The organism is Polyangium sp. 6x1 (assembly GCF_029946515.1).
GTDB lineage: Bacteria > Myxococcota_A > Polyangia > Polyangiales > Polyangiaceae > Polyangium.
This window is the reverse complement of record NZ_JARZHH010000096.1, coordinates 15916-32650: the sequence shown is the minus strand read 5'-3', so window position 1 is coordinate 32650 and position 16735 is coordinate 15916. Positions and strand designations below refer to the sequence as shown.

Sequence of the window (16735 nt, the reverse complement as noted above, 5' to 3'; positions counted from 1 at the left end):
TAGGTGTCCCGAGCCGCAAGGCTCCTAAAGACCCCTCGTAGACCACGAGGTTGATAGGCCGGGTGTGGAAGCGAAGTAATTCGCGGAGCTAACCGGTACTAATCGGTCGTGCGGCTTGACCATACCTTTGAGGCAAACGTCGAGAGACGCGCCCAGAGCTCGGATGACGAGCCGGCGCGCGAACGCAGCAAGTGGACGCTATCTACATTCCGTTGTCCGGAGCCTTCAAGCCCGCGTGAGGTTTTTCTCACGCGGGCTTTTTTCGTTCCATCTCCCCGAACAAAGGCCCCCGCGCCCCCTCGTGCTCGAGGAGCCCGGCGAGCAACGTCCGGTGGCACCGAGCCGGGTCGACGCACGACGACGAGCAAAGCAAGGTCATCCGCTCGCCGTCACGCAGGCGCTCGGCGAGCGCGCGGCCTCGTCGCGACCGCGCGCCTCAGAATCCGCCGTCGTCCTCATCGCTCGATGAGCCGTGGCCATTCGAGTCGGGCCGCGTCGGGTCCGACCGCCCTCCCTGATGCGTCCCGCCGGGGTTCTCGCCGGTCTCGTACCGGCGCGAGCTCTCCTCCGAGGAGATCCCGCCGTGCTGCGACTCGGCCGTGCGCCGCTGGGTCTTCTCGTCGGCGTGCTCGGGCCCGGGGAGGCCGGGACCCTTGGGGCTCTTGTTCATGCGAGGTCTGTGGGGCGTGACCTCGGCGTCGCCAGTGTCCACACCGGATCCGCCCCGATCGAGACCTCAGGCCACGGAGAGCTTGACCTCGATGTTGCCGCGCGTGGCCTTCGAGTAAGGACAAACTTGGTGGGCCGCGTGCATCAGCGCCTCGGCCTGCTCGCGCGGCAGGTTCGGGATGTGGCCGACGAGCTCCACGGCGAGGCCGAAGCCGCCGGTGTCGTCCGAGCCCAGCGAGACCTTGGCCTCGATCTGCACGGGCCCGGTCTGCACCTTCTGCATGCGGGCGACGAGCGCGAGCGCGCTGCCGAAGCAGGCCGAATAGCCCATCGCGAAGAGCTGCTCGGGGTTCGTCCCCTCCCCGCCCGGGCCGCCGAGGCCCTTGGGCATGCTGAGCCCGAGGTCCACCTTGCCGTCGTCCGTCTTCACGCGCCCCTCGCGCCCGTTCGTCGCCGCCGCGTTCGCCGTGTACAGAACCTTCATGCTTCGCTCCTCTCTTCGGATGTGAACCTCCTTTTCGGCCGTGAGGCCGCGGGTGCAATCGAAATCTGCGCGGCGGTCGTGCTCCCGCGGAGCGGGCGCTCGCCACGATCCCTTCGGTGATGGACCTCGATCCGCTGGAGACGGTCCCGTCGCCGAGGGGCCGCTCGCTCCCCTCCCCGACCGACGGCGGGCCGTTCGTGCGCGAAATCTTGCTGTCGGCGGCGATCGGGGTTTGTCCCGGGGGGCGGACCTGTTAAACACGGCCCCGATGGCTGACCTCTCGTCTCCGATGAAGCACGGCGCCGGCCTCGACGTCAGCCCGGCGACCGCGCAGAAGCTCGAGGAACATCGCGCCGCGCTCACCGGGCATTGCTATCGCATGCTCGGGTCGGTCTCGGAGGCCGAGGACGCGGTGCAGGAGACGATGCTGCGCGCCTGGCGCAGTTTTTCCCAGTTCGACGGCCGTTCGTCCCTGCGCACCTGGCTTTATCGCATCGCGACGAACGTCTGCCTCGACGCGCTCTCCGATCGCTCGCGCCGCATCCGCCCGATGGAGTGCGGCCCCGTCGGCACGGTCGACGACACCCTCGGCACCCTGCCCGCTTCGAGCTGGATCGAGCCCATTCCCGATGCGCGCGCCGTGCCCGACGACGCGACCCCGGCCGAGATCGTGTCGATGCGCCAGAGCATCCGCCTCGCGTTCGTGGCCGCGCTCCAGCACCTACCGCCGAAGCAGCGGGCGATCCTGCTCCTCACCGAGGTCCTCGGCTGGGCCGCCGCGGAGGTGGCCGAGAGCCTCGGGACCTCGGTCGCCGCGGTGAACAGCGCCCTGCAGCGCGCCCGCGCCACGCTCTCGACGCGCGACCTCACGGAGGAGCGGGCGCCGCTCGCGGACGTCCAGACGACCTTGCTCCATCGTTACGTCGACGCGTTCGAGCGGTACGACATGGACGCGTTCGCCGCGCTGCTGCACGAGGACGCGACGCTCTCGATGCCGCCGTACTCGCTCTGGTTGCAAGGGCACACCTCCATCCTGGCCTGGCTCATGGGTCGCGGCGCGGGGTGTCGCGGATCGCGGCTCGTGCCGACGGCGGCGTGCGGCTCGCCGGCCTTCGGGCAGTACCGTCCTCCGCACGCGCCGGGCGAGCCCTACAAGCCGTGGGCGCTCATCGTGCTGGAGCTGCGCGGCGATCGGATCGCCGCGATGAACTCCTTCCTCGACACGGCGGCGCTTTTCCCGCGGTTCGGCCTGCCCCTCGAGCTCGCGCCGTAACCTGCCCTGCCGGGTCGAAAAAAACTTCTCTTGGACCGATGAGTTTGGACCCCCTGCTGGGTCCATACGACGAACCTACCGGCACGGAGGCGCACATGACCACGACCCGTTCTCGCATGCTCTTCGTCAACCTCGCCGTCAAAGACCTCAAGCGCTCGGTCGACTTCTTCACGAAGCTCGGCTTCGCGTTCAACCCGCAATTCACCGATGAAACCGCGACGTGTATGATCGTGAGCGAGCAAGCGTTCGTCATGCTTCTCACCGAGGCGAAGCTCCTGAGCTTCACGACGAAGCAGCTCTGTGACACGACGAAGTTTACGGAGGGCGGGTACGGCCTCTCGTGCGAGAGCCGCGAAGAGGTGGATCGGATCGTGAAGATCGCGCTGGAGAACGGCGCATCGCACGCGATGCCGCCGCAGGATCACGGCTTCATGTACGGCTGGAGCTTCTACGACCTCGACGGCCACCACTGGGAGCTCATCTGGATGGATCCGGCGGCGGTTCAGAAGTGATCAGCGTCTGATCAAGGGCAAACGCCGTCCGGCCCCGTGCAGGAGTAGGTCAACTCGAGGGCCTCCCCGGGGCTGCAATCGCCCACGTCGCCGACGAGGTCGAAGAGCTGGAGCCCCGCCTGCTCGCACGCCTCGTAGGCGGCGAGCTTGAGCATGTCCCCCGGCTGGCAGGTGACGCCGTCGCCGATCGAGCCGCTCGCGCAGATGGGCGGGGGCTCGGGCGGCGGCGGCGGGTTCGGCGGCGGCGGATCGGTATGGGGGGGCTCGGGCGGCGGCGGGGGCTCGGCGCAACATTCGTAATGGGCTTGCGTCGTCTGCCAGCCGCAATCGCCGCCCTGGTAATCGAACGCCGTGAACAGGAGGCCCTCCGCGACGCAGATCGCATAGGCCTGATCCTTCAGGACCCCGGGATCCTCGCAGGCCGCGCTCTCCACTGTGCCCTCGATGCAGCCGGACGGCGTCTCCCCGCCCTCCGGGTCCTCGCCCTTGGGGATCGCCTGGCTCCCCTTGCCTTCCCCTTCCCCTTCGAGGGCGCCCTTCGAAACGTCCTCCCCGCTGCCCTGGCGCACGTCGGCCGTGCAGGCGACGAGCCCGGACGATACCAAGGCAAACAGGAACGAGCCCATTCCATTCGACAAACGCATGGGTACCTCCACGCGCCCCGCGAGTGGGGCGCCGTCGTGACATCCGTATTCTTTCAATCGCGAGGTGGCCTCGCGTTTCCTCTTTTTTTCGTCAAGGCCCGCAGCACGAAAAACCGATCTTCGAGCCCTGGTCGACCGCACAATCCCCCGCGAACTGGAGGTCGCCGAGGGAAAGACCGAGCTCGTTGCAAGCCGCGTACGCCTGCTCCTTGAGGACGGCCCGGTCGACGCAGGTCACGCCGTCACCGAGGGAGCCGCTTTGACAGACCTCGGGCGGCGGGTTCGGCGGCGGCGGCGGCGGCGGATCGACGATCGGCGGGCAACACGTGTAACTCGCTTGCCGCGTCATCCAGCCGCAATCGCCGCTCGTGTACTGAAAATCCACCATCTGCTGACCCGCGAGCTGGCAGGCCTGGTAAGCGATGTCCTTGAGTGAGGCCGGATCCTGGCACGTGATGCCGTCGCCCACGGTGTCGGTCGTGCACACGTTGACCTCTGGATCGGGCTCCGCGCATTCGTGCTCGGCGCTCCGAAAGAGGCCGTCGCCGCACGGATCGAGATAGGTGATCTCGGCGAGCGCGAGGCCATTGTCGTCGCAATCGAGCTCGGCACGCTCCTTCCAGGTCTCGGGCGTCGCGCAGGAGGCCTGCGGAGGCGGATCCACGGCCCCGGGAGGCTTTGGCGTGCTCGCATTCGGGCCGCGGTCGCCGCCGGCCGCGCCGTATGTGGGCGCGCGTGATTCGCCGGGGAGAGCTTGCGTCGGCGACCAGAACACGAGCCCCTCGGAGCCGTCCTGATCCAAGGGCCCGCCGGGCGTATGCACGCGGGAACGAGGTCCCGGGGGCACGTGGTTTTTCGGGCTCCGACGAACGCCATCCCTCGATCGCTCGGGATCCGATTCGAAGGGAGATGCCGATTCCGGCGCACGCCAGGACGGGGACGGCGCGGGCGGCTGGGCCTCGGAGGCGCGCGGAGCGGGAGATCGTGGTGGCTCGAACGCACGCGGGTTCGCCTCCGACGCGCGCTCGGCGGCCGGGGACACCTCCGGATCGGCCGCGAATTCGGGGCGCTTCGGCGAGGCGAGCCCGGACCGAGCGTGCGGCGTGTCGTCGTCGAGCGAGAGGAAAAGCACGGCGGCGCAGGTCAGCACGAGGGCGAGCGGACGCCCGAACCCCCGGATCGACGGGGTCCACGCGGCGCGCCGCGGCTCCGCGGAGAGCCCCCGCAGGCGCGCGCCGATCCGCGCCCCGAGCGCCGGATCCGGCGCGGCTTGCGCATAAAGCTCGTCGGCGGCTCGCAGCCGCGCGAGCAGATCGTTTGGCGCGGGCGTGGTCATGGAAAGCCCCCCCAGCCGTCCTTTTTCAGCCTCTCGACGGCGCGCTGGATCAACTTGCAGACGTATCCCTTGGAATGGCCGAGGATCTGGCCGATCTCCTCCTGCTCCTTGCCGTCGAGCCAGTACATCGAGAAGGCCACCTGCTCCTTGACGGGCAGCGCGGAGAGCGCCTCGATCGCGCGGCGCAGATCGTCGCGGGCCATCACCAGCGTGTCGGGCTGCTCGGGCTCGGGCTGGTGTTCGCCGAAGAGCCAGCGGATCGGCGCGAGCGAGCGGAATCGCTCCCGACGCAGGCGGCTCATGCAGCGGTTCGTGGTGGCGCGATAGAGCCAGCCCGCGAGGTCGTCGTGGTCGCGAAGCTCGGGCAGGGCCTTCATGAGGTCGATGAAGACCTCCTGGGTGATGTCCTCGGCCCAGGCGACGTTGCCCTTGCCGTAGCGCAGCGCGAGGCGATACACGAGGCCGTGGTGCTTGCGGTAGAGGGCCTCGACCGCGCTCGGCGTGGCCGTCCGGGGCAGCTCCGCAGCGCGCGCTTGGGCAGCCTCGCTCGGGGGCGGACGCTCGGGGGCGAGCCTCTTCGGCGCGAGGGGCGCGAGGAGGTCGGCAACGTCCGGGGGGGCGAGGTTCGGGCTCGGCACGAAGGAGGTACCCTTTGCCCCCATCATGCGCGAGGGCCCGGCCGGTTTCCTCGGCGGATGTTTTTTGGCCTCCGCGCGGCTCTGCCCGCGCGCGCGGCACGGATTCCGACCCTGGCGCGCGGCGTGCTCGAAGCGGCTGCGTGGTCCGCGGGCGCGGACCGGGGAGGCACGCCGTGAAAGAAGAACGTTTTGATGTCCTCTCGCCCTCGTTTCGGGCGGATCCGTACCCTCGTTACGCGGCGATGCGGGGGTCGTCCCCCGTGTGCCAGGTCGATCCGGGCGGCATGTGGGCCGTGAGCCGCTGGGCCGATGTCCTCTTCGTGCTGAAGAACCCGGCGCTCTTCTCCTCGCAGGGCTTCCGGGCCGCCATGGAGCCTCCGTGGATCGGGTACAACCCGCTCGTTCATTCGATGCTCGCGCTCGATCCGCCGGCGCACACGCGGCTCCGCAGTCTGGTCTCCCGGGCGTTCGGCGGAGGCACGGTGAGCCGCCTCGCCCCGAAGGTCGAGCGCCTCGCCGAAGAGCTCGCGGACAAACTCGTGGGCGAGGTCGATTTCGTCAAGGCCTTCGCGACCCCGCTGCCGGCGTTCGCGATCGGCGAGATCCTCGGCCTCGATTCCACGCTGCACGTGTATTTCAAGCGCTGGGCCGACGATATCGTCTCGATCGCACCCGAGCCCCTGAGCGAGGCGCACGCCACGCGGGTGCGGACGACGATCGCCGACCTCTCCGGGTATCTGCGGGGCGTCGTGGCCGCGAGGAGGCGGGAGCCGGCGGACGATACGGTGAGCGCTCTGATCGGCGCCGAGGCGGACGGCCCATCCCTCACCGAGGTGGAGGTCGTCGATTTTCTGGTGCTCCTCCTGAACGCCGGCCTCGAGACGACGACGCACCTGCTCAGCAATACGATGATCCTCCTCGCACGGCGGCCCGAGCTCTGGGATCGGCTCCGCGCATCGCCCGCGCTCGCCGCCCCGTTCGTCGAAGAAATGCTCCGGTACGACGGGCCGGCCCATTCGCTCCCGCGCATCTCCACGGCGGACATGACGCTCGCGGGGGTGACGATCCCGCAGGGCTCGCTCGTCCTCGCGCTCGTGGCATCGGCCAACCGGGACGAGCGTCGGTTCGCGGATCCGGATCGCTTCGACATCGATCGCGGCTCGCAAGGCGGTTTGCAGTTCGGGCACGGGATCCATTTCTGCATCGGCGCGCTGCTCGCGCGGATGGAGGCGCGGATCGCGGTCTCGGTCCTCACGAGGCGTTTTCACCGGGTAGAGCTAGGCAAAGGCGAGATCCGGTACAATCGCGCGCTCCCTGTGCGTGGGCCGGTGGAGCTTTTGCTGCGGCTCTCGTGAGCGCGCGGCGCACGGGCATGCGCGACCGAGCTCGGGCGGGAACGTTTTTTGATGCGGCATTCGGAGCATGACCACGCAAGCCCAGGCCGTGAACGCCGCGATCCCCTTCCCGCTCGAACATTCGGCCGAGATCGGCTGGGCGGACGCGCTCCTGCTCCGGCTCGTCTCGACCACGATTCGTCGATACAACGAGGCCGCGAAGGCGCCGGCCGCCGCGAAGGCGGCCGCGACGGAAGAGGGCTGCGGCAAGCCGATCCTTCGCGGCAGCGCATTGTTTTCCGCATTCGCCGGCGGCTGCGTCGGCATCGTCTCCACGGGCGGCGCCTTGCTCACCGCCAACACGCAAGGAATGGGCGCGCTCGTCGCCGTCCCCGCCGCCATGCTCAGCGCTGCGCTCGACGCCTCGCTCCGCCTCATCACGCACACCCACGTCGCGTGCCGCCTCGCGGGCTGCGTCGGGCTGCGCTTCCATGCGGACGATCCGGCGGATGTATGGGCGCTCTTCAAGCTCGTGCAGGACAGCGCGGAGGTCCCAGAGGAGCAGGAACGGCCGGGCGCGACCCTCGCGCGCTTCGCCCGCGCCGACGTCGAAGGCGCCGCGCAGGGCCTCGCCGCGCGCCGCTTCGGCGAGAGCCTCGCCCGCGGCGTCGTCCCGTTCGTCGGTATCGTCACCTCGGCCCTCACGGATTACCGGGCCACGCACAGGCTCGGCGAGACCGTCCTCCGATACGTGCGTTATCGCGCCGCCTTCGAGCGTGTCCTCTCGGACGAGCGCCTTTCACCCGCGAAGGCTCGGCTCTTCGAGGGCCTGTGGTTCCTCTTCGAGGCCGACGGCCGGCTCCGGCCGGAGGAAACGGCGCTCCTCTTCACGTTCCTGCGCGGCTGCGAGACCGACATGTCGGTCGGCCTCGACGAGAGGCTCGCGGATCCGATTGGCTGGTACGTACGCCTCGGCGAGGTGCCGCCCTCGGCGCGGGTACCTTTTTATCATGCGCTCGAGATTGGCGCGGCCGTCGACGCGCGCGCCTCGCTCCGGGAGCGCAGGCTCCTCGCGCACGCGGCCGAGGCGCTGGGCGTCCGCTTCGACGAGGCGCGCCTCGAACGGATGATCCACGAGATGCACGAGCGCGGGATGCTGTCGCCCGAGCTCTCCGCCGACGGGCTCGTGCGCGCGGCCGAGGTTCGCGGGCGGAAGGCGGCTTAGATCGAGGGGCGCCTCGCCGGGGCGCTGCCCCGCGGGGCCCGGGGCAGCGCCCCGGCGCGGCGCCTCCTCTGCCTGTCGAAGACCCTCTCAGGGGATTTCTCCCAAAAGGTCGACCGCCGCCTCCACGTGCCCGTCGAGCAGCCCTGTATCGAGCTCCGTCTTGACGTGGTACGCGGCGAGCCATTCGAGGTCGAGATCGTCGAGGACCACAAAACTCTCGGGTCGCTCGGGCAGGGCGTCGAGCCATTGCATGATTTCCCTGCACCGCGTCTCGCCGGGGTTAGGATCGCGGAGGCGCATCGTCCTCGGGTGCAGGATGGGCGTGTGATCGAGGACCTCGCCGACGAAGCCTTCCTCGGCGAGCAGCGTCCGCAGCTTGTCGACCGAGTTCCATTCACGCCAGCTCGAGCTGACCACGACGCGCGCGCCGGTGCGCTTCACGATCGTGTTGAGCCGCTCGACGGCGGGGGGGCTGAAGCGCTTCCGCGTATCCCGGTCTTCGAGGATCTGCATGAGGGAATGGTTCAGCACGCCGTCGAAGTCCAGGAACACGATCTTCATGGCGGATCGAGGACATCACGAGGGCGAGCCGATCGTCAACAATACATGCTGACCACCCGGAGATCTTCGTCGCGCCCGTATACGCGCAGGCTTTGGAACGCTTCCGTGCGGGCTTCGCCGAGGTAGCCGCGCACGGACGCGACGAAGGTCACGGGGATACGCACCTCCGGCGCGAGCGCTTCGATCTCGAATCGGTGTTTTCCGTGCGTGCGGTCGATCGGCTCGTTCACGATCTCGCCTTCCTGGAGGAGGCTGATCCGGAAATCGTCGTGGCCCCGGGCCCGGAGCGCGTCCGCGGGGAAACGCTGCCGGCCGTCGCCGAAGAGCGCGGCGTCACGGCTCCCGACCTCGCATTGGAGCACGAGGCGCATCTCGTCCCAGAGGTCGACCATCAGCTCGGGATACGGGATCCAGCAGATCCGCCGCTCGTTCTCCTCGAAATCGTAGTCCGGTCCGAGGGAGCGGAAGAGCGCCGACCGCGCGCGGCTCTCGGGCGGCCCTGGCTTGAACGGGAAGACGGCGGAGGAACCAAAAAAGAGCCGCGCAGAGCGGGATCGGCCACGCATCCAGGTGAACTCGCCGAGCGGCTCGGGTCGGTAGGGGCTTTGGGGAAACCCCTCCGGCACGGTCCAATCGCCGGTGCGACGCGTCTCGACGTGGAAGTAATAATCGAGGCTCATCGGAGTTCGTCAGGATCGTTCATTCGATGAGCGGGAGGACCACGACGGCGCGGCCTGTCGGGGGCGCGAAGTGCAAAGGATCGAACACGCGGACGAGGCAGTGCACGAACGCAGGGCTCGCGGGGTGGAGCGCGGAGTATCCGATCGGACCAGCGAGCTCGACGCGCCCCTCGGGGTCGATGTGGAGCTTGATCTCCACCTTCCCTATCTTGCGATCGGGAGAACGCGATTTCTCTTCGAGGTAGCAGCCGTCGATGGCAGGCGTGACCTCTTTCAACGTGGCCTGGAGCGCCTCCCCCCATTCTGGCGATTGCTCGCGGGACCCGTCGTCTTTGCAGCGCGCCCGCGCGCTCCGATAGGCGAGCTCGCGCTGGCGCGCCGCGACGTCGGCCGCGTGATCGAACGGGGCGAGATCCGGCTCGCCTTGGTGCGAAAGCCCGAAGATGTGCGCCGTCGTGAGCAGCAGATACGCCGTCGCCAGCCTGAACGTGTCCGCCTCGGAAGCGAGCGTGGGGTCGGTGAGCGCGTCGGCGAGCTGCTCGGCGTTGTCGCAGGATCGTTCGAGCCTATGCATCAACGCCTCGACGCGTGGCATGGGCGTCGTCGAGCGAATCTCGGCGGCGGGCACGTCGCGCATCTCGGCGTCGAGCACTTCTTCGAGGCGCGCACACGCCACGGCTGGGGGGTCGCCCGCGACCGCGGCAGAGGGCGCTCGCGGCGGCGCCGAGGCGCGGGGGCTCGGGGGCGAGCCGCAAGCCGCGACGAGGAGAGCGGCGAGCGTCGTGGGCGCGAGCGCGTGGGCAGGGCGAAACATGCGAACGGCCTTCAGGTTACCATCCCGCCGCGCGTTTCTCACGCCGAGAGGATGCGGATGCTCAGGACCCGAGCGGCAGGATCTTGGCCTGACACGTGTTGTCGACGCACGCGGCGACGGCGTCGCCGCATCCGAGGCGGGTACACCCGTGATTCTGGCAGTCTCGCGGGCGGTGCGCGTCGGCGTGCGCCTTGTTGAACGCCTCGGCCTTTCCGCCGTTGCAGTGGTCGCAGCACCCGGTCTCGACGATGACGCAATCGTCGTCCGACTGGCACGTGGTGTCCGGCTGTGGCTGCGCGCTGCCCACGTCGCCCGGGGACGCGCCGGCGCAGGCGAGCGCGGCGAGCGCCCACAGAGAAAGACCCAACATCCCGAGCACGCGTCTGTTCATGGGGCATTTCCTCGACGAGTGGTAGCGAAGACGAGCGGTGGAGCCGGAACGTACGAGATCGCGGCTGCTTACACCAGAAACTCGTCCCGGGCGTCCGCGTCGCGACGCCCCGCACCCTGGCGCCCTTGTGGCCGATCCACGGCCGTGGCAACCTCCCGCGAGCGTCCCATGATGCGCCCCTTTCCACCTGAGGTCGCTACCTCGTGAGGCCGAAGGCGCCCGGCGAATCGACCCTGCGGGCCATGGGACGGGCGCTCTCGTACCGCAATTATCGGCTGTTTTTCTTCGGACAGGGCATCTCGCTCATCGGGACGTGGCTCACGCGCGTCGCCACGAGCTGGCTCGTGTATCGGCTCACGGACTCGGCGCTCATGCTCGGCCTCGTCGGCTTCGCCGGTCAAATTCCCACGTTCGTCCTCGCGCCGCTCGGGGGCGTGCTCGTCGACCGCTGGGACCGTCACCGCATGCTCGTCGTCACGCAGGCGCTCGCGATGGTGCAATCGGCGCTCCTCGCGTTCTTTTCGCTCACCCACACGATCACCGTCGGGCACGTGCTCGCGCTCTCGGCGTTCCAGGGGCTCATCAACGCCTTCGATACGCCGGCGAGGCAGGCGTTCGTCGTCGAGATGGTGGAGGAGCGGGCGGATCTGCCGAATGCGATCGCATTGAACTCCTCCATGGTCAACGCCGCGCGGCTGCTCGGCCCCTCCGTGGCGGGCGTGCTCATCGCGGCGGTCGGCGAAGGGACCTGCTTCGCGATCGACGCCGTCAGCTACCTGGCCGTCATCGCGTCGCTGCTCATGATGCACCTCAGGCCCGCGGCGCAAACGCCCGCGCGGAGCCGCGTGTTCGCCGAGCTCAGGGAGGGATTCCGTTATGCGGCCTCGTTCGCGCCCATTCGCGCCATTCTGCTCCTGCTCGCGCTCGTGAGCCTCACGGGCGTGCCGTACGCGGTGTTGATGCCCGTCTTCGCCGCGCGTGTCCTCGGCGGCGGCCCCCATTCCCTCGGGCTCCTGATGGGGGCCTCGGGCGTGGGCGCGGTCGCGGGGGCGCTCATGCTGGCGTCGCGCCGCAACGTGCTCGGCCTCGGGCGCACGATGGCCATCGCCGGAGCGCTCTTCGGCGCGGGGCTCGTCGCCTTCTCGTATTCGAGGTGGCTCGTGCTCTCCATGCTGCTCATGGGGGTCGTCGGCGGCGGCATGATGGTGCAGATGGCGGCGAGCAATACGCTGCTGCAAACGCTCGTCGACGAGGACAAACGCGGCCGCGTGATGAGCTTTTACACGATGGCGTTCTTCGGCATGGCCCCGTTCGGGAGCCTCGCGGCAGGCTGGCTCGGGGCGCGTTTCGGCGCGCCGATGACGGTGCGACTCGGCGGCGTCGTGACGCTCGTCGGGGTGGCGGTCTTTCTGCACAAATTGCCCGCGCTGCGCCGCGCGGCGCGGCCGATCTACGTCCGGCTCGGTATCTTGCCGGAGATCGCCTCGGGCCTCGGGCAGACGACGAACAAGCAGGGTTGAGGGCGCTTACTCTCTGCGCCTAGGGCGTGGCGGATGCGCCGGCCCCGTGCTTGCGGTACGGGGCCAGAAAGGCGCGCGCCTCGGCTTCCGTTTCGACGAATGCCACGGGCCGGTGCTTGTCCGGCTTCAGGGCGCGCACGGCGCGTAGCAAGAGGGTCGCCACGACGCGCGTCGCGAACGATGCGCCGACGACCGCCGAGCCGCGGAGGATCGCGCGCACATCATCGTGACCGCCTCCCGCGGCCGCGCGTCGCGCCTCGGGTGTGAGGGCGCCCATCGCCGTGACGTCGGCGATCCAGAAAATGCCGCCACCGGTGTATTGAGAGAGCGCGCGGAGCGCCTCGATCTGCGTGCGCATGTCATCCCCCAGCACGTTCCCTCGCACGCGCACGATGTACAGGTCGGGCGGCTCGAACCTGTGCATGTGCGTGCCAAAAGGCTGCCATTGCTCGCTTGGCCGGACGCGCATCGCTCGCAGGGAGGCTATCAGAAAACCCGTTGCGTCCGTGGCAAAAATCGGACGTGCGAGCCCAAGCGGCCGCGCAAGCGCGAGCGGGGGCACAGCGCTGGCGCGAGCGGATCCCGTGCTTCCGGGCGAGCGCAGGCGATTGGGCGCGCGTAGGCGACCGGGAATCGATGGAATGGTTTTCCCCAAGTCACCCACGCCCGTCCCGGGCGATCAGGGCCCCTCGTGCGAGCTTGCCTCCTGCGCCGTGGTTCAAGTGGACACGACTGTCCGTTTCAGATACGTTCGATCCGCGGGCGCCGGGAACGCCGGGGCTGCTCGCCGCCGAAGGAGTGATCCCGTGGGATCCCCAGCGGCGCCGGGGGTCGAACCTCTTTTCTCCACCGACTTCGAGGAGGACACAGACGATGAGACGCTGGACCTTTGTCGCCACCCTGGTCGCCCTCGCGCCTCTGGCTGCGTCGGCCGAGCCTCCCCCGGCCGCGCAGGCTGGGGCTGCGTCGTCGGGACGCGCTCCGGCGCCCGCGAGCGCGCTCGCGTCGGAGGGGTTCACGCTCCTCGGCGAGGAGAAGGGCGTCCGCGTCCACCACCGCGACAAGCGCTCCGGCGTCGAGTTCGCGGCCGAGGCGAGCCTCCCGGCGCCGCCCGACCAGGTGCGCCGCGCGCTGCTCGATTACGCGAGCCACCAGAAGTGGCAATCGCACCTCAAGGAGAACAAGGTCCTCGCCCGCAACGCCGACTCTCTGCTGGTCTATCAGCGGCTCGATCTTCCGGTGATCGACGATCGCGACTACACCCTCCAGGTCACCTGGGGCGCCGAGGGCCCGATTCTCTGGATGCGCTTCGTCACCGCCAACGAGCGCGGGCCGAAGCCCGTGGAAGACGTGGTCCGCGTGAGCAAGCACGAGGGCGGCTGGCGGCTCGAGCCCGACGGCGGCAAGGGCACCCGCGCCGTCTACCGCTTCCACCTCGATGTCGGGGGCTCCGTCCCCTCGTGGCTCGGGAAGGGCCAGGCCAAGGACGACATCATCGATTTCTTCGTTCGGCTCAAGAAAGAGCTGCCGAACCACCGCTGACGCGCGAGCGCTCCAAAACGATCGATCCACGGACGCGGTGGACGCATCCGGATGGTCAGGGCGCGGGAATCATCTTCTCGCAATCCACATGCAAGCGGTGCCATTCATAAGGCACATCGATGATCTCCACCTTCGACACGTCGTCCACCGGCAGGACGTACGAAGTCGGGATCGGCGGCGGCGACGGCATCCCGCACCCGAAGCCGCACGGGCCGCATTGCAAGACCTTGTCGTCGCTATGAATCTGGGGGTTCAGGCGGAGGATCACCACCCGGCCGCCGGGGGCGGAGGCGAAGTGGTATTCCGGACGGAGACTACAGCCACAGGAGCTCCCGGCCGAGCATGCGGTCGTGCCAAACACGATCTTCGAGGGCGCATTCTCGGCCGCCGGCGTGGCCACGATGGCCTCCTCCGAGAGCAGGCCACGCTCCGGGGACTTGGCGAGCACCGTGGGCGGAGGACGGTCGGACCTGGGATTCTCAGGGGACAATCCGGGGATGAATTCGTGGACGACGGCGGGCGTGATCCGCTCGTACCCGGGCGTGCCCAGGGCGCGCGCGACCGCTGACGCGAGGCTCTCGCCGTTTTTCGCGACGAGCGCGTCCTGGAGCTTCTGAACCTTCGCGGGCTCCACGCAGGACCCCCCCGGCGGCTCCACGTGGGACCCGCCCGGTGACGCGGCGCCGCCGCATCCCGCGAGGGCGATCGACAAGAGCACGATCGAAGGGCGAATGCGCATGTTCACTCTCTTCCACGGGGTCAAGCCGGGATGCAATCCGCGGCCCGCACGGCCGCATTCTCACTTTGGAACAGGCGGCACCACGACTTGATTGATCGACTGCACGCCTGCGCCGGCCGGATACGCGTAGCTCACATACGTGGACAGGAACCCCGGCTGCGTCGCGTTCGTCCCCCAGCCCCAGACCGTGAGCCCGAACGGGGCCTCGCTGTGGATCTCGCGCCGCCCGTTGTCGCAATTCCCCTGCTTCTCGAAATTGTTCCGCACGAGGTCGAAGCGCGCATACTCGTAATCACCCGAGAGCCCGAGCGGCGCGAAGCCCTGGATCGCTCCGGCGCAATCGAGGACCACATCCTTGAAGGTCCCGTCGCTCGCCTTCGAGCGGACGAGGACGAGGTTCGTCTCGGGATACGTCGGATCCGCGAAGAACACATACTTGGAGAGGTATTGCTTCGCAGGAATCATGTTCACGAACTCCGGATCGCCGATGCTGTCGAAGTCCCCGCCGCCCGTCATGTAGCCGGCGAAATAGAACGGGTGGTCGTCGTCCTGGCTGCGTACGACGAACGGCCCCGGCGACCGGAACGAGGCGCTCTCCCCCGAGCCGAGCGTGAGCGGAGCGCCGGCCGGCGGGGCCGGCTCGTACGTGAGCGTCGTCCCGTCGACGGCGCCGACGAGCCTCCACGGCGCGCTCTCCTCCTTCCCGTCGATCCGGTTGCGGTAGCGCACGCCGACGTACTCGCTCCCGAGCGCGCGGACGGGCGGGATCTGCTGGTGCGCGCCGTCGCAGCAGCAGGCGTCGATGTTGATGCATCCGGAGCTGCCGATGACCCCGACCGGCTTCGTCGAGAGAATGGCGCTGCCCGTGAGCTCCGCCTGCTGCTCGAAGGTCAGGGCTTGCCCCTTCATCATCGAATACGTCATCGGCACGCCCATCGGCGTCCCCACCACCGGTTGACCGTCGAGGTAGCCTTGGGCGATGGTCGCCGTGGGGCTGATCGTCACGTCCGTCCCGTCCTCGGCCGCGATGATCGTGAGCCTCGGGGGCTGCGAATTGTCGCCGAACGGCCAGGGCGCCACGGCCACGTAATTCGTGTCCCACGCCGACGTCGGGACGAGCAGCGTCGCGCTCGTGATCGCGCTCGAGCCGCCGCCATACGGATCGATGTCGTACGCCACGACGGGCGCGGAGGTCGTGATGTGGACCGCGCCGGTGGGCGCGCTGCCGGGCGCCTCGATGCCGGCCGGGCAGCTGAAGCCGCCGAGGAAGATGATCGCCACCTCGTTGGGCGGCAGCTCGCCGTTCGGGAGCGGCGCATAGGTGATCGCCTGGCCGTTGCCCGTCGGAATGCGCGCGTAGGTCGAGAGATCGATCGACGCGCCGTTGGCCTCGACAGCGAGGGTCACGGGCGACGTCCACGTGTTGACGACGTACAGGGCGAAGCACCATTGCACGGTGGTCTGCGCATAGTATTCGCAGCCCACGGTGCTCTTCGCGAGCTTCGCGGCCTCGCATGCAGGGACGCACGAGAGATCGGGGGCGCAGGCCTGATCGTCGGGGCATGTCTTCTGCACGACGCCGTTGCAATCGACGACGGAGTGGAGATCGGCCGAGCATTGGGCCCCGCACGTGCCGCCGCCGCCGCTCCCCACCGTCAACAAGTCGCCGCCGGTCCCGCCTCCTCCCCCGTGGCCGGAGTCGCTGCTGCTCGCCGAGGCGCCGCCCTCGGAGTCTCCCGGTGCGGGACGCTCTTCGACGGCGGAACAGGCGGCGATCATCGCCGCGCAGGAGAACGAGAGTGTGCTGAAGGTAGCGAGGAAGCGTGTATTCACGGGGCACCTCGTGCGAGGCGCTCGCTCGCACGGTGAGGACTCTATCAGAGCGCCGACACGGGAGGCGAATAACCCGACCCCGCGTCCGGAGCCACGACCCCGCTCCCGCTCCCGCGTGCTACACAGCCTCCCCGATGCCCGATCCCCAAGAGACCCCGTTCGACCGCCTCGGCGGCGCGTCCGCCGTCCGGACCCTCTGCGAGCGCTTCTACGATGCCATGGACCGCGACGAACCCGCGCTCGCCAAGCTGCACGAGCTCGACGAGCAAGGCCGCGTCTCCCGCCGCAGCCGCGACCGCTTCGCCCTTTTCCTCATCGGCTGGCTCGGCGGCCCGCAGGACTACATCGCGCAGAATGGCCACCCGCGCCTGCGCATGCGCCACGCCCGCGTGCCCGTCGACATCGCCATGCGGGACGCCTGGATGCGGGCCATGACGACGGCCATGGATGAGGTCGAGGTAGCGCCGGACCTCCGCGCATTCCTCCTCGGCCGCCTGGCCGACGTCGCCGATTTCATGCGCAATCAGCCAGGCTGAGCCG

At 69.1% G+C, this 16735-nt stretch carries 19 protein-coding genes and 1 rRNA gene; 8 read left to right on the top strand and 12 right to left on the bottom strand.

Annotated elements, in window-relative coordinates; translation table 11 throughout:
- Positions 1-123, top strand: a 23S ribosomal RNA gene (locus QHF85_RS45330); the annotation flags it as partial.
- Positions 124-436: 313 nt separating this feature from the next.
- Here the strand turns inward: QHF85_RS45330 and QHF85_RS45325 are convergent.
- Together QHF85_RS45325 and QHF85_RS45320 are read right to left on the bottom strand one after the other, a co-directional pair.
- Positions 437-670 carry a hypothetical protein gene (locus QHF85_RS45325; protein ID WP_281333740.1) on the bottom strand — a complete coding sequence of 78 codons (234 nt, stop codon included), beginning with the start codon at positions 668-670 and terminating at the stop codon, positions 437-439.
- 66 nt (positions 671-736) lie between these two features.
- Complete coding sequence (locus QHF85_RS45320; protein ID WP_281333739.1) at positions 737-1153, bottom strand: organic hydroperoxide resistance protein; 417 nt, start codon at positions 1151-1153, stop codon at positions 737-739.
- Positions 1154-1442: 289 nt separating this feature from the next.
- On the opposite strand from QHF85_RS45320, the gene QHF85_RS45315 reads away from it, so the two are divergent.
- Together QHF85_RS45315 and QHF85_RS45310 are read left to right on the top strand one after the other, a co-directional pair.
- The gene (locus QHF85_RS45315) at positions 1443-2426 is read left to right on the top strand and encodes a sigma-70 family RNA polymerase sigma factor (protein ID WP_348652819.1); all 984 of its coding nucleotides are present in this window, start codon (positions 1443-1445) and stop codon (positions 2424-2426) included.
- A 95-nt stretch (positions 2427-2521) separates the two neighbouring features.
- On the top strand, positions 2522-2938 hold the full coding sequence (locus QHF85_RS45310; RefSeq protein WP_281333737.1) for a VOC family protein: 417 nt from the start codon (positions 2522-2524) through the stop codon (positions 2936-2938).
- 11 nt (positions 2939-2949) lie between these two features.
- On the opposite strand, the gene QHF85_RS45305 is transcribed toward QHF85_RS45310, so the two are convergent.
- The 3 genes from QHF85_RS45305 to QHF85_RS45295 all read right to left on the bottom strand — a co-directional run bounded on the left by QHF85_RS45305 (position 2950) and on the right by QHF85_RS45295 (position 5556).
- On the bottom strand, positions 2950-3582 hold the full coding sequence (locus tag QHF85_RS45305) for a hypothetical protein (protein ID WP_281333736.1): 633 nt from the start codon (positions 3580-3582) through the stop codon (positions 2950-2952).
- Between the two features lie 91 nt (positions 3583-3673).
- A complete protein-coding gene (locus tag QHF85_RS45300; RefSeq protein ID WP_281333735.1) occupies positions 3674-4918 on the bottom strand; it encodes a hypothetical protein in 1245 nt (414 codons plus the stop codon).
- Positions 4915-5556: a sigma-70 family RNA polymerase sigma factor gene (locus tag QHF85_RS45295; protein WP_281333734.1), complete on the bottom strand. Its 642-nt coding sequence runs from the start codon at positions 5554-5556 to the stop codon at positions 4915-4917. The genes QHF85_RS45300 and QHF85_RS45295 overlap by 4 nt, the downstream gene beginning before the upstream one ends.
- 173 nt (positions 5557-5729) lie before the next feature.
- Here QHF85_RS45295 and QHF85_RS45290 point away from each other — a divergent pair, with 173 nt between their 5' ends.
- Positions 5730-6911 carry a cytochrome P450 gene (locus tag QHF85_RS45290; protein ID WP_281333733.1) on the top strand — a complete coding sequence of 394 codons (1182 nt, stop codon included), beginning with the start codon at positions 5730-5732 and terminating at the stop codon, positions 6909-6911.
- Positions 6912-6978: 67 nt separating this feature from the next.
- Entirely contained in the window at positions 6979-8115 is a 1137-nt protein-coding gene (locus tag QHF85_RS45285) for a hypothetical protein (RefSeq protein ID WP_281333732.1), read from the top strand.
- Between the two features lie 87 nt (positions 8116-8202).
- Here QHF85_RS45285 and QHF85_RS45280 read toward each other — a convergent pair whose 3' ends face one another.
- The 4 genes from QHF85_RS45280 to QHF85_RS45265 are packed head-to-tail and all read right to left on the bottom strand — an operon-like array spanning position 8203 to position 10561.
- Positions 8203-8676, bottom strand: a complete 474-nt coding sequence (locus QHF85_RS45280; RefSeq protein WP_281333731.1) for an HAD domain-containing protein — start codon at positions 8674-8676, stop codon at positions 8203-8205.
- Between the two features lie 35 nt (positions 8677-8711).
- Positions 8712-9356, bottom strand: coding sequence for a hypothetical protein (locus QHF85_RS45275; protein ID WP_281333730.1), 645 nt, complete (start codon positions 9354-9356; stop codon positions 8712-8714).
- Between the two features lie 19 nt (positions 9357-9375).
- Positions 9376-10212, bottom strand: coding sequence for a hypothetical protein (locus QHF85_RS45270; protein WP_281333729.1), 837 nt, complete (start codon positions 10210-10212; stop codon positions 9376-9378).
- A gap of 19 nt (positions 10213-10231) precedes the next feature.
- A complete protein-coding gene (locus QHF85_RS45265) occupies positions 10232-10561 on the bottom strand; it encodes a hypothetical protein (RefSeq protein ID WP_281333728.1) in 330 nt (109 codons plus the stop codon).
- A 242-nt stretch (positions 10562-10803) separates the two neighbouring features.
- Here QHF85_RS45265 and QHF85_RS45260 point away from each other — a divergent pair, with 242 nt between their 5' ends.
- Positions 10804-12081: an MFS transporter gene (locus QHF85_RS45260; protein WP_348652818.1), complete on the top strand. Its 1278-nt coding sequence runs from the start codon at positions 10804-10806 to the stop codon at positions 12079-12081.
- A gap of 19 nt (positions 12082-12100) precedes the next feature.
- Here QHF85_RS45260 and QHF85_RS45255 read toward each other — a convergent pair whose 3' ends face one another.
- Complete coding sequence (locus tag QHF85_RS45255) at positions 12101-12550, bottom strand: STAS/SEC14 domain-containing protein (RefSeq protein ID WP_281333726.1); 450 nt, start codon at positions 12548-12550, stop codon at positions 12101-12103.
- A 404-nt stretch (positions 12551-12954) separates the two neighbouring features.
- Here QHF85_RS45255 and QHF85_RS45250 point away from each other — a divergent pair, with 404 nt between their 5' ends.
- Positions 12955-13623 carry an START domain-containing protein gene (locus tag QHF85_RS45250; protein ID WP_281333725.1) on the top strand — a complete coding sequence of 223 codons (669 nt, stop codon included), beginning with the start codon at positions 12955-12957 and terminating at the stop codon, positions 13621-13623.
- Positions 13624-13678: 55 nt separating this feature from the next.
- Here the strand turns inward: QHF85_RS45250 and QHF85_RS45245 are convergent, their stop codons facing one another.
- A complete protein-coding gene (locus QHF85_RS45245; protein WP_281333724.1) occupies positions 13679-14362 on the bottom strand; it encodes a hypothetical protein in 684 nt (227 codons plus the stop codon).
- A 60-nt stretch (positions 14363-14422) separates the two neighbouring features.
- Positions 14423-16195 (bottom strand): IgGFc-binding protein, encoded by a 1773-nt coding sequence (locus QHF85_RS45240; protein WP_281333723.1) that lies wholly within the window; start codon positions 16193-16195, stop codon positions 14423-14425.
- Positions 16196-16329: 134 nt separating this feature from the next.
- On the opposite strand from QHF85_RS45240, the gene QHF85_RS45235 reads away from it, so the two are divergent.
- On the top strand, positions 16330-16731 hold the full coding sequence (locus tag QHF85_RS45235) for a group II truncated hemoglobin (RefSeq protein ID WP_281333722.1): 402 nt from the start codon (positions 16330-16332) through the stop codon (positions 16729-16731).
- The last annotated feature ends 4 nt before the right edge of the window (positions 16732-16735 follow it).

Bases quoted from the DNA above. Each gene is read 5' to 3' on its own strand.
- QHF85_RS45260 (WP_348652818.1), top strand. From the start codon at position 10,804: ATGGGACGGGCGCTCTCGTACCGCAATTATCGGCTGTTTTTCTTCGGA.
- QHF85_RS45255 (WP_281333726.1), bottom strand. From the start codon at position 12,550: ATGCGCGTCCGGCCAAGCGAGCAATGGCAGCCTTTTGGCACGCACATG.
- QHF85_RS45245 (WP_281333724.1), bottom strand. From the start codon at position 14,362: ATGCGCATTCGCCCTTCGATCGTGCTCTTGTCGATCGCCCTCGCGGGA.
- QHF85_RS45275 (WP_281333730.1), bottom strand. From the start codon at position 9,356: ATGAGCCTCGATTATTACTTCCACGTCGAGACGCGTCGCACCGGCGAT.
- QHF85_RS45310 (WP_281333737.1), top strand. From the start codon at position 2,522: ATGACCACGACCCGTTCTCGCATGCTCTTCGTCAACCTCGCCGTCAAA.
- QHF85_RS45285 (WP_281333732.1), top strand. From the start codon at position 6,979: ATGACCACGCAAGCCCAGGCCGTGAACGCCGCGATCCCCTTCCCGCTC.
- QHF85_RS45280 (WP_281333731.1), bottom strand. From the start codon at position 8,676: ATGAAGATCGTGTTCCTGGACTTCGACGGCGTGCTGAACCATTCCCTC.
- QHF85_RS45235 (WP_281333722.1), top strand. From the start codon at position 16,330: ATGCCCGATCCCCAAGAGACCCCGTTCGACCGCCTCGGCGGCGCGTCC.
- QHF85_RS45305 (WP_281333736.1), bottom strand. From the start codon at position 3,582: ATGCGTTTGTCGAATGGAATGGGCTCGTTCCTGTTTGCCTTGGTATCG.
- QHF85_RS45265 (WP_281333728.1), bottom strand. From the start codon at position 10,561: ATGAACAGACGCGTGCTCGGGATGTTGGGTCTTTCTCTGTGGGCGCTC.
- QHF85_RS45300 (WP_281333735.1), bottom strand. From the start codon at position 4,918: ATGACCACGCCCGCGCCAAACGATCTGCTCGCGCGGCTGCGAGCCGCC.
- QHF85_RS45315 (WP_348652819.1), top strand. From the start codon at position 1,443: ATGAAGCACGGCGCCGGCCTCGACGTCAGCCCGGCGACCGCGCAGAAG.
- QHF85_RS45325 (WP_281333740.1), bottom strand. From the start codon at position 670: ATGAACAAGAGCCCCAAGGGTCCCGGCCTCCCCGGGCCCGAGCACGCC.
- QHF85_RS45320 (WP_281333739.1), bottom strand. From the start codon at position 1,153: ATGAAGGTTCTGTACACGGCGAACGCGGCGGCGACGAACGGGCGCGAG.
- QHF85_RS45250 (WP_281333725.1), top strand. From the start codon at position 12,955: ATGAGACGCTGGACCTTTGTCGCCACCCTGGTCGCCCTCGCGCCTCTG.